Raw genomic sequence first — 22,737 nt, 5'->3', positions numbered from 1 at the left:
GGCTTCACAGAATTCGGTCGTCTTATGTCGAAGACTCGTGCCAGCAGACGAAGCGAGCGCCGCCAACGACGCGATTTAGGTGCCGTGGCAGTTGAATTTGCGCTTATTTTACCAATCTTTCTAACCCTTGTCCTAGGGATCGCAGAGATGGGACGGGCATTCAATATTCAGGTTTCTCTCAGCGAAGCAGCCCGCCAAGCCTCCCGCTACGCGGCCATTCATTGTTCGGAGGCTGGCTACGCGCCCTCCAACGCACAGGCCGCTGGCGTGGCAGCGGCTCCGTCTGTGGCTCTCACCAACGCAAACATCTCGATCGTCTACACGGGAACCGGCAGTTGCGCCGACGGAAATGACGTGTCCGTGAACGTCAGCTACACCACCCCCTGGATGACCGGCTTTCCCAATCTCATTCCCGGAATGCCGGCCAGCCTTACCATTCAAGGCAAAGGAGTAATGCGGTGCGGCGCATGAAGACAAGACACTCCGAGCGTGGAGTCGTCGCACCATTGACAGCCCTGATCATGGTTTTCCTGATGGGAATGGCGGCGTTCGCAGTTGATGTCGCCACGATGTATTCCGAGCACGCACAACTCCAAAACGGCGCGGATGCCGCTGCGCTGGCCATCGCCAATCAGTGCTCCATGGCTGCAACACCATGCGCCTCTGACCAAGTGGCTGCTGCATCGAGCTACGCCAATGGGAATGCCTTGGATGCCCACACCAACGTCTTGAGTGCGATTGCCGATGCTACGGCGGGCACAGTTGACGTCACGACTCAGTCCCAGACTCCAGACGGAAGTAACCACTTCTCCTTGCAGTTCGCCCGCGTGATTGGAATTCCAACCGCTGACATCAGGGCTTCGGCCAGGGCCACTTGGGGGTTCCCCAGCAGTGGCGGCGGATTCCCCTTGGCCTTCTCCCAAAGCTGTTGGAACTTGGGGCCAGCGACTCCCACGGGTGGCGACGTGCAGAAGATCACGTGGAAGCCGGGAACGCCATCCTGTACAAATGCCTCCGGCCACACAATTCCCGGAGGCTGGGGATGGCTGGACGATACAAACAGCGACCCATGTGTTGCCACGACATCACTCGGCAACTTCGCATCAAGCAACCCTGGCAACAACCCGCCGAAGACCTGTAAGACCATCTTGCAGGGCTGGATCGACACCATCACCGCAGGCGGAACGGTCAAGGTCGAGTTTCCGATCTTCGACACTGCCAGTGGCGGCGGGAACACCGGCACCTTCCACATCGTCGGATACGCAACGTTCAGGATTTTCGGATGGCATTTCGGGAACGCCGCGGGACCTTACGAATATCTGGACAAGGCAACGGATCCCGGCATGAACGCAAACCTCGCCTGCTCGGGCGGCAGCGACCGCTGCATCATCGGTCAGTTCGTTCAATTCTCAACCTCAGTCGGTGGAACAGGCGGATTGAACTTCGGCACCACAAGTGTCTCGCTCAATAAATAGAAACCAACTAAGGGGAAACAGTGAAAACTCGCCTTCTGGGAGGCATCGTTGCGCTCGTGCTCGCTGTGGTAGGCACGTTGCTTCTCGTCTCATATGTCCAAGGTTCTGAAGCCAGAGCCCAAGCCGATCTACAACCCATTGATGTTCTGGTGGTTGAAAAGCAGTTACCCCAAGGATCAACGCTGGAGCAAATCAAGTCAGCCGTAAAGCTCACTTCCCTTCCGTCTGCGTCAGTTCCCAACGGGGCCCTTAAGAGCCTGGATGGGCTGGATGGGAAAGTAGCATCTGCCGATCTGGTCCCGGGAGAGCCCCTCCTCGGGGTCCGTCTGGTTGACCCGACGAGCCTTGCGGCTCCAGGATCTGTTCCAGTGCCCGCCGGCATGCAGGAAATCTCGGTTCAGCTCGATGCCCAGCGGGTGGTCGGCGGACGAATCGCAGCCGGTGACACCGTCGGCGTCGTTGCTTTGTTCGCCGGTGATAGCGCAGACGGTGGGACGGCACAGCAGATCTTCCACAAGGTTCTGGTCACCAGCGTTCAACGGGCTGCGGCGCAGGCCTCCGGCTCCCAGGGCGCCTCCAGCGAGCAAGCAAATACCCAGCTCCCTACGGGTCAACTGTTGGTCACGTTTGCTCGAAATGATGTCGATGCCCAGAAGATCGCGTTCGCCGCGGAGTTCGGAAAGCTGTGGCTCACGAAGGAACCCGCGTCAGCCACGGAAAGTGCTTCGAACATTATCAAGAAAGCCGAGTTGCTCAAATGAGCAGGTTCGTTTTGATCACGCCGGACAACGCCTTTGTCCAGAAAACCAAGCAAGCCACCAGCGGGCTTCACGGCACGCTGCAAACGCTTCAGGCCGACTACCTCCCGCCGAGTCCGGACGATATTCTTCGGGCGATCAACGGGGACCCGGCTGAAGTCATTCTTCTTGGACCGGGGCTTCCCACCGACGACGCTATCCGGCTGGCCAGCCTGTTTGATCTGCAGTTCCCGGAGATCAGCGTTGTCCTGGTGACCAAAGGTGGATCAGAGGTTGCCCTTCCTGCCATGCGCGCCGGTATTCGTGACCTGCTCAATCCGGAGGCTGCAGTCGACGAGATCCGGGCCATGCTGGAAAGGGCAAGCCTGGCATCCGCAGGACGCCGCCGCGGCTTAGGTGCGTCGGTAGCAGAGGCACCCACGGGCACCCGAATCATCGCGGTGATGTCTCCCAAGGGCGGTGTAGGGAAAACGACGGTGACCACCAACTTGGCCGTTGGCTTAGGCAAGGTCGCTCCAACCGGCGTCGTTGTTGTCGACCTTGACCTGCAGTTCGGTGACGTGGCCTCCGGGCTGATGCTGGAGCCGGAACGCACCTTGGCGGATGCCGTCACGGGAGCTGCGGTCCAGGACAGCATGGTGCTCAAGTCCTACCTGACGCTGCATCCCTCAGGAGTCTACGCACTCTGCGCACCCCTCAACCCGGCGCAGGCCGACCAGATCAGTGGAGACCAGGTGGGACACCTCATCTCCCAGCTGGCCGGCGAGTTCCAGTATGTTGTCGTCGATACCGCTCCAGGCCTGGGAGAGCACGTCTTGGCAACTTTGGACCGGGCGACCGATGCGGTGTGGGTATGCGGCATGGATATCCCGAGCATCCGTGGCCTGAGAACGGGGTTTCGGATCCTTGACGAGTTGGGCCTGGTCCCGGAAAACCGCCATGTAGTCCTCAATTTCGCCGACCGCAGGAGCGGCCTGACGGTACAGGACGTTGAGGCCACTATCGGCTGTCCCGTGGACGTGGTCCTTCCGCGTTCCCGCGCTGTGCCCTTTTCCACCAACAAGGGCGTGCCGCTTCTTCAGGACGGCAGCAGGGACGGGGCAGCCCGCGGGCTTACTCAATTAGTGGACCGGCTAAAGCCGGATTGGAAAGACAAACAGCACAAGAAGCTCCACAGAAGGGCGGTAGTCCAGTGACTTTGGCACGAAGGTTAGAAGCAGCCCGGGGGATCGATGAAGCTAAAACCAGTGGTCCGGGCACGCCGCCGGCAGGTCCTTGGCACCCAAACGCCGCACCGACTTCCGACTCACTCACTCCGCCCAGTTATGCGAACGAACCCAATGAAGCCCTCAGCGCTCTCAAGGAACGCGCCGGCGTTGCATTGTATGAGCGGATGGGAAGCCGGATCACGGACTCTTCCATTGATGACGCCGAACTGCAGCAGTACGTCAAAGACGAACTGAAGAAAATCATCGAAGAGGAAGACATTCCGCTGACCCTCAGCGAGCGCAACCGCCTCGTCCAGGAGATCATCGACGACGTGCTGGGGCTCGGCCCCCTTGAGAAGTTCCTCAAGGACGGCGAGATCACCGAGATCATGGTCAACGGGCCGGACAAGATATATGTCGAACGCCAGGGAAAGCTGGGAATCACCGGTTCCCGGTTCAACGATGAGGATCATCTTCGGAAAGTCATCGAGCGAATTGTGACAAAGGTTGGTCGGCGGATTGACGAATCTTCACCGCTGGTGGATGCCCGCCTTAGCGATGGCTCGCGCGTCAACGCCATCATCCCGCCTTTAGCCGTCAGCGGCTCGTCCCTGACGATCCGGAAGTTTGGCCAGGTGCCACTGACCGTCAACAACTTGATCTCGTTGGGGTCGATGTCTCCGGAAATCGCGGAGCTACTCCACGCCTGTGTCCGCGCCAGACTGAACATCATCGTGTCCGGAGGTACTGGAACAGGTAAGACGACGATGCTCAATGTCTTGTCATCCTTCCTGCCTTCCGACGAGCGAATTGTCACCATCGAAGATGCGGTGGAGCTTCAGCTGCAGCAGGACCATGTAGTCCGGCTGGAAAGCCGCCCGCAAAACATCGAAGGCAAGGGGGAGATCACCATCAGGGACCTTGTTCGCAACGCATTGCGCATGCGGCCTGACAGGATTGTGATCGGCGAGGTTCGTGGCGGGGAATCCCTGGACATGCTGCAGGCGATGAATACAGGCCACGACGGCTCAATTTCCACTGTCCACGCGAACTCACCCCGGGATGCGATCTCCAGGCTCGAGACGCTGGTCCTCATGGCAGGTATGGATCTTCCCCTGCGCGCCATTCGCGAGCAGATTGCTTCGGCAGTGAACCTCATCGTTCACATTTCGAGGCTTCGGGATGGCTCCCGAAGGATCACCCACGTGACCGAGGTCCAAGGTATGGAGGGGGACATTGTCACTCTTCAGGATGCCTTTGTCTTTGACTACAGCGCTGGAGTGGACGCAAACGGAAAGTTCCTTGGCCGCCCAGTCCCGACCGGGGTGCGTCCACGGTTCGTGGATCACTTTGCTGAGCTGGGCATTCCGCTGTCCCCCGCTGTCTTCGGTTCGTCTCCGGTGGGCGGTGGGTTCCGGTGACAGTTACGAACCCGGTATTCCTCGCTTTGGGAATTACCCTCTGCCTCGCTGCGGGGGCCGTCCTTTTCCTGGTCACTTTCAAGAGCGCCCGGGGGGAAATAGCCATTTCCCGACGACGTCCAGGCGTGGTCAATGGCCCCACCCTGCTGACGCGGGCCACGGATTCAGCTACGGCCTTCCTGGAACGGAACGTCAGCAAGAATGCCCGGTTCGGCAGCAGGGCTTCGTTGGAGCAGGCCGGCCTGAAGATGCGCCAGGCAGACTTCCTGCTTCTCGTAGCCTGCAGCGCCGTCACTGCAGGTTTCGTTGGCTTCATTCTTGGGGGCTTGCTGCCCGCACTTCTATTCATTGTGGCAACCCCCCTCCTGGCCAAGGTGGCCTTGAACGTGTTGTCCGCGAGGCGGCGAGCCAAGTTTGAGTCTCAACTGGGCGACACCCTGCAAATGCTCTCAGGTGGCCTGCGGGCCGGACACAGCCTGCTCCGATCTGTTGATGCCGTGGCAAAGGAGGCAGACGCTCCAACCTCTGAAGAATTCGCCAGGCTGGTGAACGAAAACAGGCTCGGCCGGGACCTAAGGGACTCAATGCTCGATGCGGCACACAGGCTGCGCAGCGAGGACTTTGAATGGGTAGGGCAAGCGATTGAGATCCACCGCGAAGTGGGCGGCGATCTGGCAGAAGTCCTTGACCAGGTCGGGGAAACCATCAGGGAACGCAGCCAGATCAAAGGCCAGGTCAAGGCCCTCAGCGCAGAAGGTAAGTTGTCCGCCTACATCCTCGTCGCACTGCCGGTCGGCATGTTCCTTTACATGTCGGTGGTCAACAGTTCCTACATCGGAACGCTGTACACCAACCTGTTGGGTTGGATCCTGCTGGGCGTAGCCGTTGTGCTTCTGGGCGTCGGATCGTTCTGGCTGAGCCGCGTCGTCAAGATCAAGTTCTAGGAGGAATAAATGACAACCATGGCTTGGCTCATTGTTGGCCTGATCGTGTTCCCCACTTCGTTTCTGGCGTGGTCTTTCCTCGCGGTGGACAGGCGGGGCGTCGCGGCGGTCCGGAGCAACCTCGGCAAAGGTATCCGCCTTATTGACAGCGGAGTTCCAGGAGCGATCGTTTCCGCGCATACCGATGCCAAACCGGTGGTTCCTTTCGGCATGAGGGTTACGCCGAAGGGTTACGTTGCTTGGCTGGATAAACTCCTTGCGCGCGCCGGCCGGCCGGCTCAGCTGCCCCTCCCACGGCTTCTGATTGCCAAACCGGCCCTGGCACTCCTCGTAGCGGTCTTGGGAATCATGTTCATCAGCAACAACATGACACCGTCCGCCGCCCTGTTCGTAGTCCTTGCAGCGGCCCTCGCATATTTCACGCCTGACATTCTTGTCCACGGCAGGGGCGCTGAACGCCAGAAGGCAATCGAGCTGGAACTGCCCAACACCTTGGATCAGATGCTCATTTCGGTTGAGGCGGGCTTGGGTTTTGAAGCTGCAATGGCGCGGGCAGGGCAAAACGGAAAAGGGCCCCTGGCCTTTGAACTCATGCGGACCCTGCAGGACATGCAAGTTGGCCGAAGCCGGCGTGAAGCCTATGAGGCCTTGGCCACCAGGACCGACGTACCCGATTTGAGGTCCTTTGTCCGTTCCGTGGTTCAGGCTGACATCTACGGCATCGCCATCGCAAAGGTCCTCAGGACGCAGGCAAAACAAATGAGGGTAAAGCGCAGGCAGCGGGCAGAAGAAAAAGCCATGAAGCTGCCCGTCAAGGTGCTCTTCCCGTTGATGTTCGCCATTCTGCCGGTTCTTTTCATCGTGATCATCGGCCCGGCGGCCATAAATGTCATGAAGACCTTCGCGAGCGCCTTCTAATTTCTCAACAGCACCACATTGCGCTACTGCGTCCATAGTCCGGACCCCCTCGGCACCCAGAACCGAGGGGGTCCTTCTTGCTTTCCTGTTTCCGCCGAAATCCCACCGCCATCCGAGTAAAAGCCCAGCATTTGCGCAGGACGCGGGCAACAGGGAAAGTCTTTGCGCAGGATGTTGCAAGATCCGGTCAAGACGGCAAAACCCGTGGCTAACTTCATTTCAGTGCTGGTGCAGGGCCAGCCAATCCGTCTCGCTCAGGAGTCAAAATGCTTTCTCTCTACACCAACCTCATGATCCGCCTTCGCAGTGAAGAGAAGGGGGCCACCGCCGTTGAGTACGGCATCATGGTCGCTCTCATTGCAGTCGTTATCATCACCGCCGTCGGTCTTCTCGGTGGCACGCTTCAGGACATGTTCACTCAGGTCAAGTGCTCAATGGTGGGTGGTACCCTTACGGCCCGTGCGGGCGACGTCGCCGCAAGCTGCTCAAAGTAGACAAGGTCCCGGCCTCTCGCTTTGCCGATGTGGCGGCGGCTGCCAAGAGGCGCCGCCACATCAGCTTCCAGAGAATACTTAGTCCACCGAAAGGCATCCAATGTCCTGCGCATCCGAACGCGGCGCAGCTACCGTCGAGTTCGCGATTGTGGTGCCGGTCCTGGTCAGTTTGCTGCTTGGAGTCATGGAATTTAGCCGGGCCTATAACGCCCAGGCCGAACTTTCGGCCGCGGCCCGCGAAGCGGCCCGCGTTATGGCGATGGCTGATCGAACGGCTACTGCCCAGGCTGCTGCTCAAGTAAACGCTCGAACGACAGCCAAGAACACGGCGGTTTCTTTGCAGCCAGGCTTGCAGGACAGCGCCGTTCAATTCGGCACACCGTGTCCGTCAACGATTTCCACCGGAACAAGCCCCCAAACCACGGTAACCATCACCTACAGCCTGTCGACGCTGACGGGGATTACAGGCCCGTTCACAATGACTGCCAAAGGAGCCATGCTGTGCGGCGGCTGATTCAGCTAAAACCAGCAGACACCTGTGAACGCGGCGCTGTAAGCGTAATCGTTGCCATCATGCTGGTGGTGCTCCTCGGCTTCGCGGCCATGGCAGTAGACGTCAGCATGATGTACGCAGAACGAACCCAGATTCGCAACGGCGCCGATGCGGCCGCCCTCGCGATCGCCCAGAAATGTGCCAAGAACGTATCGGATCCCGATTGTTCCAACACGTCATCCCTGGCCGCGAGCCTTGCCAATGGCAACGCAAACGACGGTCTCACCAACATGAAGGCAACATCGGTCGATTTGCCTAACCAGTCCGTGACGGTCACGGCGGGTGCCCAGGAAGCCGGCAAGACTCCCAACCAGGTGTCGCTGTTTTTCGCCCGCGCCCTCGGCATTTCATCGGCCGAAGTGAACGCAACCTCCAAGGCACAATGGGGCACCCCCGCCAAGGGCCCGGCAATCCTGCCTCTGGCAATCGCCTATTGCAAGCTTGACATCCCTGCCGGCGGATCAACCGGCATTGTTCAGCTACTGGATCAACAAACACCCGCGTGCAATAACAAACTTCCGGGCGGATTCGGCTGGATCACCACCACCGGGACAAGCTGTTCGGTCACCATGACCGCAGGCCAATCGAACGACTCAGGGATTTGGTTCGACAGTGACCCGGGTGCCAGCGCCCCGTCAACCTGCACTGTTACCGATTTCAACCAGATGAACGATCAGACCGTCCTTCTCCCGCTTTTTGATCTGGCGACAGGCACTGGCGCCGCCGTCAAGTACTACGTGAAGGGCTTCGCCGCGTTCCACGTCACCGGTTACCACTTTGCCAGCAACAACTGGTCCACCGGCGGCAATATCCAGAACAAAACGATCCGCGGCTATTTCGTCAAGTTCGTGTCCTTGGCTCAAGCGTTCGCGCTGGGAAGCGTCCCAAATTACGGGGCCTCGATCGTACGCCTCACCCCCTAGCCAGAAGCAACAGGAGCAGTCAGTGAAGTCACGTATGTTGGCCGGTGTATCAGCAGTGGTGCTGGCCATCATCGGAGCGGTCCTCATCGTTACGTACGCGCAGGGCGCCGATGCCCGCGCCATGAAGGACATGGATCCCACCGGGGTTCTCGTGGTGACCAAGGCGGTACCGGCCGGCTCCTCCTTCGACATTGTGCAGGCGTCAGTCGCGGTGCAGCAGGTTCCGGCAACGGCCGTTTCGAAGACTGCCCTCAAGAACCTCGACGATTCAGCCGGCAAGGTGGCCGCCGTGGACCTCGTCCCGGGCGAGCAACTCCTCGCCGAGCGGCTCGTGGACCCACAAGACGCCAAGTCCAGCGGGTCCGTCAAAGTGCCCGCGGGCATGCAGGAAGTCACCTTCGAACTGGAAGCCAAGCGGGTGGTGGGCGGCAGGATTGAAGCGGGCGATCACATCGGGATCGGGTTCAGCTTCAGCGCAGGAGCGGACAAGACGAAGCCCGGAGAGGCAACAACCCAGCTCACCCTCCGCAAAATCCTGGTGACCGCCGTCCAGCGTGCCCCGCAACCAAGCGCAAAGCCCACGGACGGCTCCAACCCGCAGGACACCACCCTCCCGCAGGGGTCGTTCATGGTCACCGTTGCCGTCAGCGACATCGACGCCACCAAGATCATCTATTCCTCAAACAACGGCGATCTCTGGCTCACCAAGGAGCCCCTCGACGCCCAGGACAACGGCGGGTTCATCGCCAGGAAGGACACGGTGTACAAGTGAGCCGCTTCGTCCTCCTCTCCCCCAACGGCGACTTCGACCAGAAGCTGCGCGCCGCCGTCGTCAACGGCCTGCGCGGCACTGTCCAGACCATCGCGAGCGATATCCTTCCGGCCGGCCCGGCGGAACTCTTCGCGCTCCTCAATCAGGAGCAGCCGGAGGTGCTGATCATCGGCCCGGATGTCCCGTACGAGGAAGCACTCCGGTTCGCCAAGGTTTTCGATGTTCAGCTCCCCGGCCTCAGCCTGGTCCTGGTCAGCGACGTTGACCCCGCCGGCCTGCTGCACGCCATGCGGGCGGGTATCCGTGACATCCTCAGCCCCCAGGCGGACGCCGCCGAAATCCGGGTGCTGCTGGAACGCGCCTGCCAGTCGTTCGCCACCCGGCACCGCGGCCCCGAGACGCAACAGCCGGGGAGCGGCAAAGGCCTGGTCATCGGCGTCTTCTCCCCCAAGGGCGGCGTCGGCAAAACCACCCTGGCCACCAATATCGCCATCGGCCTGGGCCAGGTGGCGCCCATGAGCGTGGTCATCGTGGACCTTGACCTGCAGTTCGGCGACGTCGCCTCCGGCCTGTACCTCAACCCCGAACACACCGTCACGGACGCCGTCACCCCGGCCGCCGCCCAGGACTCCCTGGTCCTCAAGGCCTTCCTCACCGTGCACCCGGCCGGCATCTACGCCCTGTGCGCCCCGCCCAACCCGGTGGATGCGGACCACATCACCCCGGACCAAGTCAGCCACCTGCTGGACCAGCTGGCCCAGGAATTCCAGTACGTGGTGCTGGACACCGCCCCCGGCATGCCGGAAATCGGGCTAGCCGCCATGGAAAAATGCACTGACGTGGTCTGGGTCAGCGCCATGGACATCCCCAGCCTGCGCGGCCTCCGTTCCGGCCTGGAAGTCCTCCGCCAACTGGACATCATGCCCGAATCCCGCCACGTGGTCCTGAACATGGCCGACGCCAAAGCAGGCCTGAACGTCCGGGACGTCGAATCCACCATCGGCGCCCCCGTGGACGTCAGCGTCCCCCGCTCCCGGGCAGTGGCACTGTCCACCAACCGCGGCATCCCCGTCCTCCAGGACTCCAAGAAGGACCCGGCCGTCAAAAGCCTCCGCCAACTCGTCCAGCGCTTCAACCCGGCATGGCGCACGCAGGCCCAGCGGAAGCTTCACCGAAGGGTGGTTATCTGATGAAACTCTCCGAACGCATCAACGCGGCCCAGGGCCGTCCCCCGGCACCGGCCGGCACCGCGCTGCTGGAGCCTCCGCACCCTGCCCCCGCGCCCGCCCCGGCCGCCGCCGACGGTACGGACAAACGCCTTCCCGCCCATGCCGCCGTCGTGCATTCAACGCACGACGCCGGCACTTCCTTTGTGCCCAAGGCACCGGGCGTGGACGTCTTCGCAGCCATGAAGGACAGGGCGGCCACCGCCCTGTTCGAACGCATGGGAGCGCGCTTCAACGACGCCGCCGTCACCGAGCAGGAACTGCGGAGCACCGCCAAGGATGAGCTCACCCGCATCATCGATGCAGAGCAAGTTCCGCTCAGCGCGGAGGAACGCGCCCGCCTGGTCCGCGACGTGGCCGACGACGTGCTGGGCTACGGCCCCCTTCAGCGACTGCTGGACGACCCCGCCGTCACCGAAATCATGGTCAACCGGATGGACCAGATCTACGTCGAGCGAAAGGGCAAGCTGACACTTACCGAATCCCGCTTCAGCTCCGAGGAACACCTCCGCAAGGTCATCGAACGGATCGTATCCAAGGTGGGCCGCCGCATCGACGAGTCTTCCCCCCTTGTGGACGCACGCCTGGAGGACGGCTCCCGCGTCAACGCCGTCATCCCCCCGCTGGCCGTGGGCGGCTCCTCGCTGACCATCCGGAAGTTCTCCAAGACCCCGTTGACGGTCCGCAACCTCATTGACTTCGGCACGCTCACCCCGGAAATGGCCGAGCTGCTCAACGCTTGCGTCAAAGCCAAGCTCAATATCATCGTTTCGGGCGGCACGGGTACGGGCAAAACCACCCTCCTGAACGTGTTGTCCTCCTTCCTGCCGCACGATGAACGGATCGTCACCATCGAGGACGCCGTGGAACTGCAGATCCAGCAGGACCACGTGGTCCGGCTGGAAAGCCGGCCGCCCAATACCGAAGGCAAGGGCGAGGTGACCATCCGTGAGCTCCTCCGCAACTCGCTCCGTATGCGTCCGGACCGGATCGTGGTGGGCGAGGTCCGTGGCGGCGAATCGCTGGACATGCTGCAGGCAATGAACACCGGCCACGACGGTTCCCTGTCCACGGTGCACTCCAACTCGCCCCGCGACGCCGTTGCCCGCCTCGAAACCCTGGTGCTGATGGCCGGCATGGACCTTCCGCTGCGCGCCATCCGTGAACAGATCGCCTCCGCGGTGAACCTGATCGTGCAGATTTCCAGGCTCCGCGACGGGTCCCGCCGCATTACCCATGTCACCGAGGTCCAGGGGATGGAAGGCGACATCGTCACCCTCCAGGACGCGTTCGTCTTCGACTACTCCGCAGGCGTGGACGCCCAGGGCCGCTTCATGGGCAAGCCCGTAGCCACCGGCATCCGTCCCCGGTTCATCGACCGGTTCGAGGACCTTGGCATCCATGTCTCGCCGGGAGTTTTCGCCGGTCCGCTGTCACCGGGCGCGAAGCAGGGGCAACACTCATGATCATCGGCATTGGAGCCGTCATCCTGCTGGCGGCCATCTGCATGCTCGGCGTCGCAGTCCTCCTGCCGGGCGCCCCCTCGGTGCCGCTGGACCGCCGTCGCCCCTTTGAACCCGAGCCGCCGTCCTCCCTGACCCGCCTGGCCCTCTCGGGGGTCAAGTCCTTCGAACGGCTGCTCGCCGGCCGGCAAGTGAAACTCTTCTCCCGGGCGGAACTGGAGAACGCGGGGCTGCGGCTGAGCCAGGCGGAGTTCTTCCTGCTGGTGGGGATCGGAGCCTGCGTGGGAATGCTGGTGGGCATCGTCACGGTCGGCCCCCTGGCAGGGCTGCTCCTTGCGCTCCTGGCACCGTTCGCCGGCAAGCTTGTCCTCGGGTTCCTGGCCGGAAAGCGCCGGGCTGCGTTCGACGGTCAGCTCGGCGATACCCTGCAACTGCTTTCCGGCGGCCTCCGCGCCGGACACAGCATCCTGCGCGCCATCGACGCCGCGGCCATGGAATCGCAAAAACCCACCTCGGAAGAGATGCGCCGCGTGATCACCGAGACAAGCCTGGGCCGCGACCTTTTGGCAGCACTGAACGACACCGCCGAACGGATGAAGAACGAGGACTTTGTGTGGATCTCGCAAGCCATCCAGATCAACCGAGAGGTGGGCGGCAACCTGGCCGAAGTGCTGGACCAGGTGAACGAGACCATCCGCGAGCGCGCGGAGATCAAGGGCCACATCAAGGCACTGGCCGCCGAAGGCAAGTTCTCGGCCTACATCCTCATCGCCATGCCGTTCGGCATCGTGGCCATGCTGCTGGCCGTCAGCCCCAACTACATGAATTCAATGTTCACCCACCCCCTGGGCTGGGTGATGATCGGTGCCTCGTTCGTCCTGATGACCATCGGCGCGCTGTGGATGCGCAAGATTATCGACCTGAAGTTCTGAGGAAGCCATGAACCTGACCGTCGTACTCTCGATCCTGCTGGTCTGCCTGCCCCTGGGCGCATTAACCTGGTCCGTCCTGACCGTGGACAAGCAGGGCCGGATCGCCGCCGCCGAACTGCTCTCGCGCGGCGCACCGCCCGCGGCCGCCGCCCCCGCCGGAACAGGGCCGGGACTCCTCGAGGCGTTGGGCAGGCGCCTGACTCCCCCCGCTTACGTCGCCTTCCTTGACCGGCTCCTGGCCCTGGCCGGCCGGCCCGCATCCATGCCGCTCGGAAAAGTGCTGGGGTCCAAGCTCGGACTTGGCGTGGCCGGCGCGGCCGTTGGCCTGTACCTGACCTCGATCGGCAGCTCACCGATCATGAAGCTTGCCGGCCTCTTCATCCTGGTTCTTGGCTACTTCATCCCGGACCTCCTGCTGTACAGCAAGGGGTCGGAACGGCAGAAGGCCATCCAGCTGGAACTTGCCAACACCCTGGACCAGATGCTCATTTCGGTGGAAGCCGGGCTGGGCTTCGAAGGCGCCATGGCACGGGCCGGTGAAAACGGCAAAGGCCCCCTTGCCGACGAACTGGTGCGCGCCCTTCAGGACATGCAGGTGGGGCGCAGCCGCCGAGAGTCCTACATCGCCCTGGCCGAGCGGACCAGCATTCCCGAACTGCGCAGCTTCGTGCAGGCCGTGGTGCAGGCCGACACGTATGGAATCGCCATCAGCCGGGTACTGCGTGTCCAGGCCAAGGTCATGCGCGTCAAACGGCGCCAGCGGGCCGAGGAAAAGGCCATGAAACTGCCCGTTATGATCCTTTTCCCCTTGTTGTTCTTTATATTTCCGGTGCTCTTTATTGCCATTCTGGGGCCGGCGGTCATTAATACCATCGCCACGTTTACTGGCCAGTAGGGTTGCTCAGCATGGCGGCAAGGTTGCCTCAAGGTTTACACAGAATCATCCGAAACAGCTCACCGAAGGATTTCCAGGAAGTAGCCTTGGACAATGCACAATCCCGATCCCGGCTCCAGCGGAAACAGCCCCGCTGCGGATGTGCCGCCGGCCGGGATCGCGCCGCCGCCCATTCCAGCCGCAGGTGCGGCCCATTCGCTGGAGGCGGCCGCTCTCTTGCCTCTCATTGATGCATCCGTGCTGGATGAACTCGACGATGAACTCGCAGGGTCCGGACTGGCCCGGCGCTTCGCCCGGGATTACGCCGCCATGTGGGACACACGCCTGGCCCGGCTGGGAACAGCCGTGGACAGCCAGGACGAGGCCTCAGCCTTGGACGCGGTGATCAGCCTCAAAATCAGTTCCGCAATGGTGGGCGGTATCCGGCTGGCCAAGCTCGCCGAGGTCCTCGAGACCCTGATCCGGCAAGGCGACTTCGTCCAGGGTCAGGCCATGATGGCCGGCGTTGCCCACGACGGCGCGCGGACGGTGTCCGAGCTCCAGTCAACCTTCATCCCCGAACAGGGGTAGCGGTCCGGTCAGGCGTCGTCGGGCCGGCGCGGCGCAAGCCTGTACCCCACCCCGCGGACCGTCTGGAGCCAGCGCGGGGCGAGCTGGTCCTCCTTGAGCTTGCGCCGCAGGTTTCCCACATGGACTTCGACGGCCCGCTCGTCCGCTTCGCTGATGTACGTGTCGTGGTCGTAGAACTCCCCGCGGACCGCCCGCACCAGGTCAGCCCTGGTACACACGGCGCCGCCACCTTTCAGCAGCACATGGAGCAGGTCGAATTCGCTGCGCGTCAGGCCCAGCGGCTCCCCCCTGACTTCCACGGTGCGCGTCCGGTGGTTCAGGCGAAGCCCGTTGTGCTGCAGGATTCCGGACTCGGCGGGCGCGGCGGCAGGAGCCGCTGCTTGGCCCCACGCGGCAGGTGACGGGCGCGGCCCGTTGACCTCCTGGCGTGGCCTGCGCATCATTGCCGCCACCCGGGCACGGAGCTCCCTGGGCCTGAACGGCTTGGCTATGTAGTCATCAGCCCCGGTGTTCAGGGCTGACAAGAGGTCCGGTTCCTCAGTCCTCCCCGTCAGCATCACCACGTAGGCGTTGCTGAAGGTCCGGATCCGCCGCAAGACCTCGAACCCGTCAATGTCCGGCAGCCCAATATCGAGAGTCACAACGTTGGCCTGCTTGCTGCGGACCACCTCTACCCCGGACCGCCCATCATCAGCTGTATGCACTTCAAAGCCCGCCTGGGTCAAAACACCTTCAAGGAGGTTCCGCACATCGGCGTCATCTTCGATGACCACAGCTACACCAAGATCGTCCATTGCTATCCCTGCGCCAGGCGGAGATGGCCCCCCATTGGCCCAGCGCCAATGCCATACCCGCTCCAACCATTTATACGCTACTAGTAAGCCCTGCTGATGACATCCGCAACAGCCCTAAAAATTGAAAAGTCAATTATTATGACAAGACATGTGCAATATGGGCGGAAAGGGGTACCTGCCCGGTATGGGAGCCGTAAAGAAAGCCTCCCTCGCACTTTGCTTTCCACAGGTAAAGGGGTACGAGTCAGAAACATGGCTGAGCCATTGTTCCACCGGGGACCCGGCCGCATCTTCCGCAGGCTGGGAACCCGCGCCCAAGTGGCGCTGTGCCAACTCCCCATCACGGTCATTGTGGCCATCATTGCCATAGCCACACCCTTCGCCTGGCCCTCGCTCACGCACAGCACCCTGTACCTGGCCGGCATTGCGTTGCACGGGATCCTGTTCCTTGCCTGTTTCCTGGTCCCTTGGGAACGCCTGGCGCACCGGGCCTACCTGCTCATCCCGGTCCTGGACTTCGCGGCCATCGGGTTCCTTCGCAACGGTGCCGCACCGCTGCTCCCTGGCCTGGCCGTGCTGGTGGTCTTCCCGGTGATCTGGCTGTCCGCCTCAGGAATGCTGACCCGGACCAGCCTGGTGCTTAGCTTTGTGGGCCCTTTCCTGATCATGGTCCCGCCAACCGTGACCCACCTCCCGTCCGTCACGGCCTCGGACCTCACCACCGTGGTCCTCTTCCCCCTCATGATGCTCGCCGTTTCCCTGGCCATCCGCTTCGCGAGCGTGAACCTGCGGCTGCAGCAACGCGAACTCGCCGAAAAGGACCGGGAACTCCGTGAGCTGCTGGCCGCAAGCCGGGAACGGGAGAAGCTGCTGGAAACGGTGCTGGACGCCACCGACGTCGGCATAGCCGCCGTCGACCGCTCAGGCCACTTCCTGGTCTCCAACAGCCGGCAGCGCAACTTCCGCCGGGTCACAGGCGCCGACGACGAATTCCCCGGCCGGGGTCACCAGCTGATCTACGGCCAGGACCGGCGGACCCTGCTTCCACCGGACCGGCGGCCCATCAGCCGGGCGATGGCCGGGGAATCATTTGCCGACTACCTGGTGTGGGCGGGCGAGGGCCCGGAACAGCGGGCAGTCTCCACCGCGGCCCGTCCCCTGGTAAGCGAAGACGGCAAGCTCACCGGCGCCGTGGTGGTGTACAGCGATGTTACGGGCTGGGTCGAGTCGCTGGCGGCAAACCAGGACCTGGTGTCCAACGTGTCGCATGAATTCAAGAACCCGCTGAACTCGATCATCGGCAACGTGGACCTGGTGCTCGACGACGTCGCCGACCTGCCGCCGCACGCAGCCAAACGCCTCCTGGTGGTGCAGCGCAACGCGGAGCGGATGATCGACCTGGTGGCTGACCTGACGGCCTCGGCGTCCACCACCATGAACGTCCACCCGAAACGGACCGACCTCGCCAGCCTGGTGGAGACCAGCCTCGGCTCCGCGCAGGCGTCGGCGCAGCGGTCCCACGTGGAGTTCGCCGCCGAGGTCCCCTCGCCGCTCTGGGCCTACGCTGATCCGCTCCGGATCGGCCAGGTACTGGACAACCTGGTGTCCAACGCCATCAAATACTCGCCCGACGGCGGTACGGTGAGCATCAGCGCCGAAGCGGACGCCCAGTGGGTCTCACTCAGCGTCAAGGACACCGGCATGGGGATGTCAGCGGAGGACGCCGCCAGGGTGTTCAACAGATTCTTCCGCGCCGAATCCGCGCGTCAGGCAGCCATACCCGGTGCCGGGCTCGGCCTGTCCATCACCCGAATGATCGTGGAGCGGCATGGCGGCACCATCACGTGCCAGAGCGGCGAAGGCCAAGGCAGCACCTTCACGGTGACGTTGCCGGCCGAGGGCCCACCGCCGTCGTTCTAATGTTGGCGCAGGGCCCGCGTCTGTTCCGCGCGGGCCAGCAGATCATCGTCGGACGGGTACGCCACTTCCTCCAGCACCAGCGGGTGCGGGGCGGCCAAAACTGACTTGGCGTCCCGTTTCTGCAGGAGCAACCTTTCGTGCAGCCAGCCCGGTTCCACGGTGCCCTCCCCCACGTAAAGGGCCGAACCCACCAAGGCCCGGACCATGTTGTGGCAGAACGCATCGGCCTGCACGGTGGCCACGATGACGCCGTCGTCACCGCGGGCAAACTCGAAGCGCTGCAGCTCCCTGATGGTGGTGGCACCTTCGCGCGGCTTGCAGAACGACAGGAAATTTTGCAGGCCCAGCAGCTGCGAGGCACCCTGGTTGAGCAGGCCAACATCCAGCGGATTCTTGTGCCACAGCGTGAAGTACCGTGCCAGCGGGTCCCAGAGGGCTGGTTCGTCCGCGATCCGGTAGCTGTAGCGCCGCCAGAGGGCCGAGAAGCGGGCGTCGAAGCCCACAGGCGCCAACGCGATGTCATGGACTTCGACGGCGCCGTGGAGGTCGCCCAGGGCACGGTTCAGCGCGCCACGGAGCCGGCGCAGCAGGGCGACGGCGGGATCGAGTTCGTGCCCGCGCGGCAGTGCCAGCCATTCAGCTTCAGTGAGGTCCAGGTGGACCACCTGGCCGCGGGCGTGGACGCCGGCATCGGTGCGGCCGGCCACGGTGACCCGGACCGCGCGGCGCACCACCAGCTCGATCGCTTCCTCAAGGACTCCCTGGACAGTCCGCAGGCCCGGCTGCAGCGCCCACCCGCTGAAGGGACCGCCGTCGTACGAAAGATCGAGCCGGAGACGCAAAAACCCGCCGCCCCCTAAGACGGGGGCCGCGGGTTTTTGGTGGTTCACAGACCTAAGTCTATGCGAAGCAGGTCAGCGAATTACTTCGCGTCCTTCTCCTCGGCAGCCGGAGCTTCCTCAGCGGCCGGAGCCTCTTCGGTTGCGGCGTCCTCGGCAGCAGGTGCTTCTTCGGTTGCGGCAGCTTCCTCAGCGGCCGGAGCCTCTTCGGCAGCCGGAGCGGCAGCGGCAGCTTCCTTCTTGTCGGCGTCGCGCTTGGCGGCAGAGGTAGCCTCGGCTACTACGCCCTGCTTGGCGGAAACCGGCTCCAGGACCAGTTCGATGACAGCCATGGGAGCGTTGTCGCCCTTGCGGTTGCCGATCTTGGTGATGCGGGTGTAGCCGCCGTCACGGTTCTCCACTGCCTGGGCGATGTCGGTGAACAGCTCGTGGACGACGCCCTTGTTGCTGATCAGGCCGAGAACGCGGCGGCGGGAAGCGAGGTCGCCACGCTTGGCGAAGGTCACCAGGCGCTCTGCGTACGGCTTCAGGCGCTTGGCCTTGGTCACCGTGGTGGTGATCCGCTTGTGCTCGAACAGGGATGCTGCCAGGTTCGCGAGCATGAGGCGCTCGTGAGCCGGGCCGCCTCCGAGGCGCGGACCCTTAGTGGGGGTAGGCATAATTGTTTCTCCTCATGTGGAAGCCGTGGGCGGCACACCATGGTGCTGCCCGCGGCCAAGGTCTGGTTTAGAGTTCGTCGTCGCCGAAGGCGGCGTCGTCCTCTTCGATTGCTGCGGCGCGTGCTGCGAGGTCAAAACCGGGAGGCGAGTCCTTGAGGGACAGGCCCAGTTCAACCAGCTTTGCCTTGACCTCGTCAATGGACTTTGCACCGAAGTTGCGGATGTCCATCAGGTCGGCCTCGGAGCGGGCAACGAGTTCACCCACGGTGTGGATGCCCTCACGCTTGAGGCAGTTGTAGGAACGGACGGTGAGGTCCAGATCCTCGATCGGCAGTGCCATGTCGGCTGCCAGGGCAGCGTCGGTGGGCGACGGGCCGATCTCGATACCTTCAGCTGCGGTGTTCAGCTCACGGGCCAGACCGAACAGTTCCACCAGGGTGGTGCCTGCGGAAGCGACGGCATCGCGCGGGGCGATGGCCTGCTTGGTCTCGACGTCGACAATCAGCTTGTCGAAGTCGGTGCGCTGCTCAACACGGGTTGCTTCCACGCGGAAAGTAACCTTCAGGACCGGCGAGTAGATGGAGTCGACCGGGATACGGCCGATCTCTGCGTCGCCGGACTTGTTCTGAGCTGCCGAAACGTAGCCGCGGCCGCGCTCGATGGTCAGTTCGAGTTCGAACTTGCCCTTCGAGTTCAGCGTGGCGATGTGCAGATCCGGGTTGTGGAATTCGACGCCGGCCGGCGGAGCGATGTCCGCGGCGGTGACGACTCCGGGGCCCTGCTTGCGCAGGTAAGCCACGACAGGCTCGTCGTGCTCGGAGGAAACCGACAGGCTCTTGATGTTAAGGATGATCTCGGTGACATCTTCCTTGACACCCGGAACCGTGGTGAACTCGTGCAGCACACCATCGATCCGGATGCTGGTTACGGCAGCACCGGGGATGGAGGAGAGCAGGGTACGGCGGAGGGAGTTTCCGAGGGTGTAGCCGAAGCCCGGTTCCAGCGGTTCGATGATGAACCGCGAACGGTTTTCGGAGACTACCTCTTCGGAGAGGGTGGGGCGCTGTGCAATGAGCACTTAGGTTTCCTTTCGGCGAGCATCCGCTATATGACGCAACACAGGTGGTGGAAATTCGGTCTGAAGACTTAACGCGCTGGGCTTGCCCGGGCCATCACTGGTCCGGGCAAGCTCCTGCTGCGGAAAAGAATTAGACGCGGCGGCGCTTCGGCGGGCGGCAGCCGTTGTGCGCTGCGGGGGTGACGTCCTGGATGGAGCCAACCTCGAGGCCTGCGGCCTGCAGCGAACGGATTGCGGTTTCGCGCCCGGAACCCGGTCCCTTGACGAAAACGTCAACCTTGCGCATGCCGTGCTCCTGCGCACGCTTGGCAGCGGCTTCGGCAGCCATCTGGGCAGCGAACGGGGTGGACTTGCGCGAGCCCTTGAAGCCAACCTCGCCAGAGGAAGCCCAGGAAATAACAGCACCGGAGGGATCCGTGATGGAAACGATGGTGTTGTTAAAGGTGCTCTTGATGTGCGCCTGGCCAAGCGCGATATTCTTCTTGTCCTTCTTACGCGGCTTGCGAACCGCGCCACGAGTCTTCGGGGGCATTTTTTCTCCTACAGAAAGTTATTGGGGAAAGTCCGTAAATCCCGAGCGGGGATTTTAACGGGCCTTCTTCTTGCCGGCGACGGTACGCTTCGGGCCCTTGCGGGTACGTGCGTTGGTCTTCGTACGCTGACCGCGTACGGGCAGGCCCTTGCGGTGGCGCAGGCCTTCGTAGCTGCCGATTTCAACCTTGCGGCGGATATCTGCTGCTACTTCGCGGCGAAGGTCACCCTCAACCTTGTAGTTGCCTTCAATGTAGTCACGCAGCTCAACCAGCTGGGCGTCAGTCAGGTCCTTGACGCGAACGTCAGCGCTGATGCCCGTGGCAGCCAGGGTTTCGTGTGCACGGGTCTTGCCCACGCCGTAGATGTAAGTAAGCGCAATTTCCAGCCGCTTTTCGCGGGGAATGTCTACGCCAGCGAGACGAGCCATAGTGGCAGTACTCCTTGATAAACCGGAGGTCGTAGGCAGTACACCCGCACATTCCGTACGGCCCCAGCCTCCGACCGGGGGTTAGCTGTCCGGACTCTTTCGAGCTCAATGTTCCAGATCAGCTTGTGCTGCCTTTATTTACTTGCGTGGGTTAGCAACCCAGGATTTCCTTCAGGGAAGGAAATTAGCCCTGGCGCTGCTTGTGGCGCGGGTTCTCGCAGATCACCATGACCCGGCCGTTACGGCGGATCACTTTGCACTTTTCGCAGATCTGCTTGACGCTCGGCTTGACCTTCATGGCGTTCCTTTGCGTGTAACAGTTGGTCAGCTGGAGCAGCAGTCAGCATGCGCTGCAGCTGCCCAGCAATTTACTTGTAGCGGTAGACGATACGACCACGGGTGAGGTCGTACGGGCTCAGCTCCACCACTACGCGGTCCTCGGGGAGGATCCGGATGTAGTGCTGACGCATCTTTCCAGAGATGTGTGCCAGAACGATGTGCTTGTTGGTGAGCTCAACGCGAAACATCGCGTTAGGCAGCGCCTCGGTCACAACGCCTTCGATCTCAATGACCCCGTCCTTCTTGGCCATACCCTCCGCTAACTGTTGTTGCCGCAGCCCCGCCGGATTGCACCGGACATGACTACGAACGTTTTTGTTGGATCGATTGCCATCTCCAAGCCCAAAAGGGCGCGGCAGTCCAGACAACCAAGAGACAACACTACGTCATCTGGCGGCGAAAGTTAAATCCAGCCATGCTAGCGCATCCGGTCGCCGTATGCACCATACGCACCCGCAGGAGTGGTCACGGCCTCCGCGCTGGCCACGCCGTCCAGGACGGCCAGGCGGACGACGTCGGCTGCCGCGCTTTGCAGCGAAATGAGGCTGGTTTGCCGGGCGGCTCCGTCCGTGCGGTCCAGCGCCAGGGCGCCGGTTGCGAGGCAGAATACGGTATCTCCGTCGGCGAGGGTGTGGCTCGGATTCAGGGCCCGGGCAATCCCGGCGTGTGAGGCAGATGCCGTGCGCTTGCACTCCGCCGCATCCAGCACGGCATTGGTGGCCACGACGACCAGGGTGGTGTTCAACGGCGCCGGACGTCCGGGCTGGTCCTCCCGGTGATTGAGCCTGTCAAAATCCAGGGCTCGGTTCTCGACAAGCCCACCCAACGGGAGCCCGAGTGCGTTGACGATGGCCAGCGCACCGACTACTGCCCCGTTATCCAGGGTGATGGAGGCTGTGCCCACTCCTCCTTTGAACTGTCCCCTGCCGATGAGGGCTCCGGTGCCGGCACCGACGTTGCCGCGCTCGACGTCGTGCCCCTCCGGTTGAGCCGACGCGGCGGCGGCCGCCGCGAAGCCCATGTCCGGCGTCGGCCGTGCAGCGAAGTCGCCGCCCCTGCCAAGGTCGAAGATCGCGGCTGCCGGAACGATGGGGACGACTCCCCCGGACACGGCGAACCCGCGGCCGTTGGCCTCGCACCAGGCTTGGGCGCCGGCGGCGGCGGCAAGCCCGTAGGCGCTGCCACCGGCCAAGACCACCGCATCCACGGTGCTGACCAGCGTGGTGGGGTCGAGCGCATCCGTTTCGTGGGTGGCGGGGCCGCCGCCCTGGACGTCCACCGACCCCTTGGTGCCCGGCGGCGGCAGGACCACCGTGACTCCGGTCAGCCAGCCATCGCCGGTCCGCTGGTAGTGGCCTACCCGGATGCCCGGGACGTCTGCAATGGTTCCCATGCCCCTATTCTGCACGTCGCGGGCGCGCCCCTGCCGCAAGGGCAAACTTTATGCGAGACTGCATCCAACACAGCGTTAACGGGCGACGAAGCCTCGGATAACAGTCCTTCGAGAAGGGCAAATGCGGGCTTCAGCCCACTGACGGTCTGGTGTAGTTAGTCCCTAGATTCAGCCAGTGCCCGCCACGAGCAGGCTCCCGACC

Annotated in this window: 26 protein-coding genes; 17 read left to right on the top strand and 9 right to left on the bottom strand. The window is 62.8% G+C overall.

Annotated features, from left to right (window positions below):
* Nucleotides 1–84 precede the first annotated feature (84 nt).
* From QRM95_RS16970 to QRM95_RS16895, 16 genes are all read left to right on the top strand, one after another.
* Nucleotides 85–471, top strand: coding sequence for a TadE/TadG family type IV pilus assembly protein (locus QRM95_RS16970; protein ID WP_285248658.1), 387 nt, complete (start codon nucleotides 85–87; stop codon nucleotides 469–471).
* Nucleotides 468–1,475 carry a pilus assembly protein TadG-related protein gene (locus tag QRM95_RS16965; protein WP_285248872.1) on the top strand — a complete coding sequence of 336 codons (1,008 nt, stop codon included), beginning with the start codon at nucleotides 468–470 and terminating at the stop codon, nucleotides 1,473–1,475. Before QRM95_RS16970 ends, QRM95_RS16965 begins: the two co-directional genes overlap by 4 nt.
* A gap of 20 nt (nucleotides 1,476–1,495) precedes the next feature.
* Nucleotides 1,496–2,236 carry a Flp pilus assembly protein CpaB gene (gene cpaB, locus QRM95_RS16960; RefSeq protein ID WP_285248657.1) on the top strand — a complete coding sequence of 247 codons (741 nt, stop codon included), beginning with the start codon at nucleotides 1,496–1,498 and terminating at the stop codon, nucleotides 2,234–2,236.
* Nucleotides 2,233–3,429 carry a CpaE/TadZ family protein gene (locus tag QRM95_RS16955; protein WP_285248656.1) on the top strand — a complete coding sequence of 399 codons (1,197 nt, stop codon included), beginning with the start codon at nucleotides 2,233–2,235 and terminating at the stop codon, nucleotides 3,427–3,429. Before cpaB (QRM95_RS16960) ends, QRM95_RS16955 begins: the two co-directional genes overlap by 4 nt.
* A complete protein-coding gene (locus tag QRM95_RS16950) occupies nucleotides 3,426–4,862 on the top strand; it encodes a TadA family conjugal transfer-associated ATPase (RefSeq protein ID WP_285248655.1) in 1,437 nt (478 codons plus the stop codon). The genes QRM95_RS16955 and QRM95_RS16950 overlap by 4 nt, the downstream gene beginning before the upstream one ends.
* Nucleotides 4,859–5,806, top strand: coding sequence for a type II secretion system F family protein (locus QRM95_RS16945; RefSeq protein ID WP_285248654.1), 948 nt, complete (start codon nucleotides 4,859–4,861; stop codon nucleotides 5,804–5,806). The genes QRM95_RS16950 and QRM95_RS16945 overlap by 4 nt, the downstream gene beginning before the upstream one ends.
* 9 nt (nucleotides 5,807–5,815) lie before the next feature.
* Nucleotides 5,816–6,724 (top strand): type II secretion system F family protein, encoded by a 909-nt coding sequence (locus tag QRM95_RS16940; RefSeq protein ID WP_285248653.1) that lies wholly within the window; start codon nucleotides 5,816–5,818, stop codon nucleotides 6,722–6,724.
* 266 nt (nucleotides 6,725–6,990) lie between these two features.
* Nucleotides 6,991–7,218, top strand: a complete 228-nt coding sequence (locus tag QRM95_RS16935) for a Flp family type IVb pilin (RefSeq protein WP_285248652.1) — start codon at nucleotides 6,991–6,993, stop codon at nucleotides 7,216–7,218.
* Between the two features lie 100 nt (nucleotides 7,219–7,318).
* On the top strand, nucleotides 7,319–7,732 hold the full coding sequence (locus tag QRM95_RS16930) for a TadE/TadG family type IV pilus assembly protein (RefSeq protein ID WP_285248651.1): 414 nt from the start codon (nucleotides 7,319–7,321) through the stop codon (nucleotides 7,730–7,732).
* Nucleotides 7,720–8,694, top strand: coding sequence for a pilus assembly protein TadG-related protein (locus QRM95_RS16925; protein WP_285248650.1), 975 nt, complete (start codon nucleotides 7,720–7,722; stop codon nucleotides 8,692–8,694). The genes QRM95_RS16930 and QRM95_RS16925 overlap by 13 nt, the downstream gene beginning before the upstream one ends.
* Before the next feature lie 22 nt (nucleotides 8,695–8,716).
* Nucleotides 8,717–9,466 (top strand): Flp pilus assembly protein CpaB, encoded by a 750-nt coding sequence (gene cpaB / locus QRM95_RS16920; protein WP_285248649.1) that lies wholly within the window; start codon nucleotides 8,717–8,719, stop codon nucleotides 9,464–9,466.
* On the top strand, nucleotides 9,463–10,656 hold the full coding sequence (locus tag QRM95_RS16915; protein ID WP_285248648.1) for a CpaE/TadZ family protein: 1,194 nt from the start codon (nucleotides 9,463–9,465) through the stop codon (nucleotides 10,654–10,656). Before cpaB (QRM95_RS16920) ends, QRM95_RS16915 begins: the two co-directional genes overlap by 4 nt.
* On the top strand, nucleotides 10,656–12,158 hold the full coding sequence (locus tag QRM95_RS16910) for a TadA family conjugal transfer-associated ATPase (RefSeq protein WP_133830317.1): 1,503 nt from the start codon (nucleotides 10,656–10,658) through the stop codon (nucleotides 12,156–12,158). The genes QRM95_RS16915 and QRM95_RS16910 overlap by 1 nt, the downstream gene beginning before the upstream one ends.
* Entirely contained in the window at nucleotides 12,155–13,087 is a 933-nt protein-coding gene (locus tag QRM95_RS16905) for a type II secretion system F family protein (RefSeq protein ID WP_285248647.1), read from the top strand. Before QRM95_RS16910 ends, QRM95_RS16905 begins: the two co-directional genes overlap by 4 nt.
* A 7-nt stretch (nucleotides 13,088–13,094) precedes the next feature.
* Entirely contained in the window at nucleotides 13,095–13,982 is an 888-nt protein-coding gene (locus QRM95_RS16900) for a type II secretion system F family protein (RefSeq protein WP_285248646.1), read from the top strand.
* A gap of 93 nt (nucleotides 13,983–14,075) precedes the next feature.
* Nucleotides 14,076–14,552, top strand: coding sequence for an Hpt domain-containing protein (locus QRM95_RS16895; protein ID WP_285248645.1), 477 nt, complete (start codon nucleotides 14,076–14,078; stop codon nucleotides 14,550–14,552).
* Between the two features lie 8 nt (nucleotides 14,553–14,560).
* Here the strand turns inward: QRM95_RS16895 and QRM95_RS16890 are convergent, their stop codons facing one another.
* A complete protein-coding gene (locus tag QRM95_RS16890; protein ID WP_109044361.1) occupies nucleotides 14,561–15,346 on the bottom strand; it encodes a response regulator transcription factor in 786 nt (261 codons plus the stop codon).
* Between the two features lie 252 nt (nucleotides 15,347–15,598).
* On the opposite strand from QRM95_RS16890, the gene QRM95_RS16885 reads away from it, so the two are divergent.
* Nucleotides 15,599–17,266 carry a sensor histidine kinase gene (locus QRM95_RS16885; RefSeq protein WP_285248644.1) on the top strand — a complete coding sequence of 556 codons (1,668 nt, stop codon included), beginning with the start codon at nucleotides 15,599–15,601 and terminating at the stop codon, nucleotides 17,264–17,266.
* Here QRM95_RS16885 and QRM95_RS16880 read toward each other — a convergent pair.
* The 8 genes from QRM95_RS16880 to QRM95_RS16845 all read right to left on the bottom strand — a co-directional run bounded on the left by QRM95_RS16880 (nucleotide 17,263) and on the right by QRM95_RS16845 (nucleotide 22,535).
* Entirely contained in the window at nucleotides 17,263–18,156 is an 894-nt protein-coding gene (locus tag QRM95_RS16880) for a tRNA pseudouridine synthase A (RefSeq protein WP_285248643.1), read from the bottom strand. The two genes, QRM95_RS16885 and QRM95_RS16880, sit on opposite strands and share 4 nt — an antisense overlap.
* Before the next feature lie 32 nt (nucleotides 18,157–18,188).
* Nucleotides 18,189–18,764, bottom strand: coding sequence for a 50S ribosomal protein L17 (gene rplQ / locus QRM95_RS16875; protein WP_285248642.1), 576 nt, complete (start codon nucleotides 18,762–18,764; stop codon nucleotides 18,189–18,191).
* A gap of 67 nt (nucleotides 18,765–18,831) precedes the next feature.
* Nucleotides 18,832–19,842 carry a DNA-directed RNA polymerase subunit alpha gene (locus QRM95_RS16870; RefSeq protein ID WP_013601812.1) on the bottom strand — a complete coding sequence of 337 codons (1,011 nt, stop codon included), beginning with the start codon at nucleotides 19,840–19,842 and terminating at the stop codon, nucleotides 18,832–18,834.
* 130 nt (nucleotides 19,843–19,972) lie between these two features.
* The gene (rpsK, locus tag QRM95_RS16865) at nucleotides 19,973–20,374 is read right to left on the bottom strand and encodes a 30S ribosomal protein S11 (RefSeq protein ID WP_018760435.1); all 402 of its coding nucleotides are present in this window, start codon (nucleotides 20,372–20,374) and stop codon (nucleotides 19,973–19,975) included.
* 54 nt (nucleotides 20,375–20,428) lie between these two features.
* Nucleotides 20,429–20,803: a 30S ribosomal protein S13 gene (gene rpsM / locus QRM95_RS16860; RefSeq protein WP_003803743.1), complete on the bottom strand. Its 375-nt coding sequence runs from the start codon at nucleotides 20,801–20,803 to the stop codon at nucleotides 20,429–20,431.
* Between the two features lie 184 nt (nucleotides 20,804–20,987).
* Nucleotides 20,988–21,101 (bottom strand): 50S ribosomal protein L36, encoded by a 114-nt coding sequence (gene rpmJ / locus QRM95_RS16855; protein WP_009358722.1) that lies wholly within the window; start codon nucleotides 21,099–21,101, stop codon nucleotides 20,988–20,990.
* Between the two features lie 70 nt (nucleotides 21,102–21,171).
* Nucleotides 21,172–21,393, bottom strand: a complete 222-nt coding sequence (gene infA / locus QRM95_RS16850) for a translation initiation factor IF-1 (protein ID WP_009358723.1) — start codon at nucleotides 21,391–21,393, stop codon at nucleotides 21,172–21,174.
* Between the two features lie 167 nt (nucleotides 21,394–21,560).
* Nucleotides 21,561–22,535, bottom strand: a complete 975-nt coding sequence (locus tag QRM95_RS16845; RefSeq protein WP_285248641.1) for a P1 family peptidase — start codon at nucleotides 22,533–22,535, stop codon at nucleotides 21,561–21,563.
* Between the last annotated feature and the right edge of the window lie 202 nt (nucleotides 22,536–22,737).

The organism is Pseudarthrobacter sp. efr-133-R2A-89 (assembly GCF_030209315.1).
In the GTDB taxonomy this organism is placed as follows: domain Bacteria; phylum Actinomycetota; class Actinomycetes; order Actinomycetales; family Micrococcaceae; genus Arthrobacter.
The sequence above is the reverse complement of the archived record's forward strand: the minus strand, read 5'-3'. Positions and strand labels throughout refer to the sequence as shown.

Bases quoted from the DNA above. Each gene is read 5' to 3' on its own strand.
- QRM95_RS16965 (WP_285248872.1), top strand. From the start codon at position 468: ATGAAGACAAGACACTCCGAGCGTGGAGTCGTCGCACCATTGACAGCC.
- QRM95_RS16955 (WP_285248656.1), top strand. From the start codon at position 2,233: ATGAGCAGGTTCGTTTTGATCACGCCGGACAACGCCTTTGTCCAGAAA.
- QRM95_RS16940 (WP_285248653.1), top strand. From the start codon at position 5,816: ATGACAACCATGGCTTGGCTCATTGTTGGCCTGATCGTGTTCCCCACT.
- QRM95_RS16935 (WP_285248652.1), top strand. From the start codon at position 6,991: ATGCTTTCTCTCTACACCAACCTCATGATCCGCCTTCGCAGTGAAGAG.
- QRM95_RS16930 (WP_285248651.1), top strand. From the start codon at position 7,319: ATGTCCTGCGCATCCGAACGCGGCGCAGCTACCGTCGAGTTCGCGATT.
- QRM95_RS16910 (WP_133830317.1), top strand. From the start codon at position 10,656: ATGAAACTCTCCGAACGCATCAACGCGGCCCAGGGCCGTCCCCCGGCA.
- QRM95_RS16905 (WP_285248647.1), top strand. From the start codon at position 12,155: ATGATCATCGGCATTGGAGCCGTCATCCTGCTGGCGGCCATCTGCATG.
- QRM95_RS16900 (WP_285248646.1), top strand. From the start codon at position 13,095: ATGAACCTGACCGTCGTACTCTCGATCCTGCTGGTCTGCCTGCCCCTG.
- QRM95_RS16895 (WP_285248645.1), top strand. From the start codon at position 14,076: ATGCACAATCCCGATCCCGGCTCCAGCGGAAACAGCCCCGCTGCGGAT.
- QRM95_RS16890 (WP_109044361.1), bottom strand. From the start codon at position 15,346: ATGGACGATCTTGGTGTAGCTGTGGTCATCGAAGATGACGCCGATGTG.
- QRM95_RS16885 (WP_285248644.1), top strand. From the start codon at position 15,599: ATGGCTGAGCCATTGTTCCACCGGGGACCCGGCCGCATCTTCCGCAGG.
- rplQ (WP_285248642.1), bottom strand. From the start codon at position 18,764: ATGCCTACCCCCACTAAGGGTCCGCGCCTCGGAGGCGGCCCGGCTCAC.
- rpsK (WP_018760435.1), bottom strand. From the start codon at position 20,374: ATGCCCCCGAAGACTCGTGGCGCGGTTCGCAAGCCGCGTAAGAAGGAC.
- rpsM (WP_003803743.1), bottom strand. From the start codon at position 20,803: ATGGCTCGTCTCGCTGGCGTAGACATTCCCCGCGAAAAGCGGCTGGAA.
- rpmJ (WP_009358722.1), bottom strand. From the start codon at position 21,101: ATGAAGGTCAAGCCGAGCGTCAAGCAGATCTGCGAAAAGTGCAAAGTG.
- infA (WP_009358723.1), bottom strand. From the start codon at position 21,393: ATGGCCAAGAAGGACGGGGTCATTGAGATCGAAGGCGTTGTGACCGAG.
- QRM95_RS16845 (WP_285248641.1), bottom strand. From the start codon at position 22,535: ATGGGAACCATTGCAGACGTCCCGGGCATCCGGGTAGGCCACTACCAG.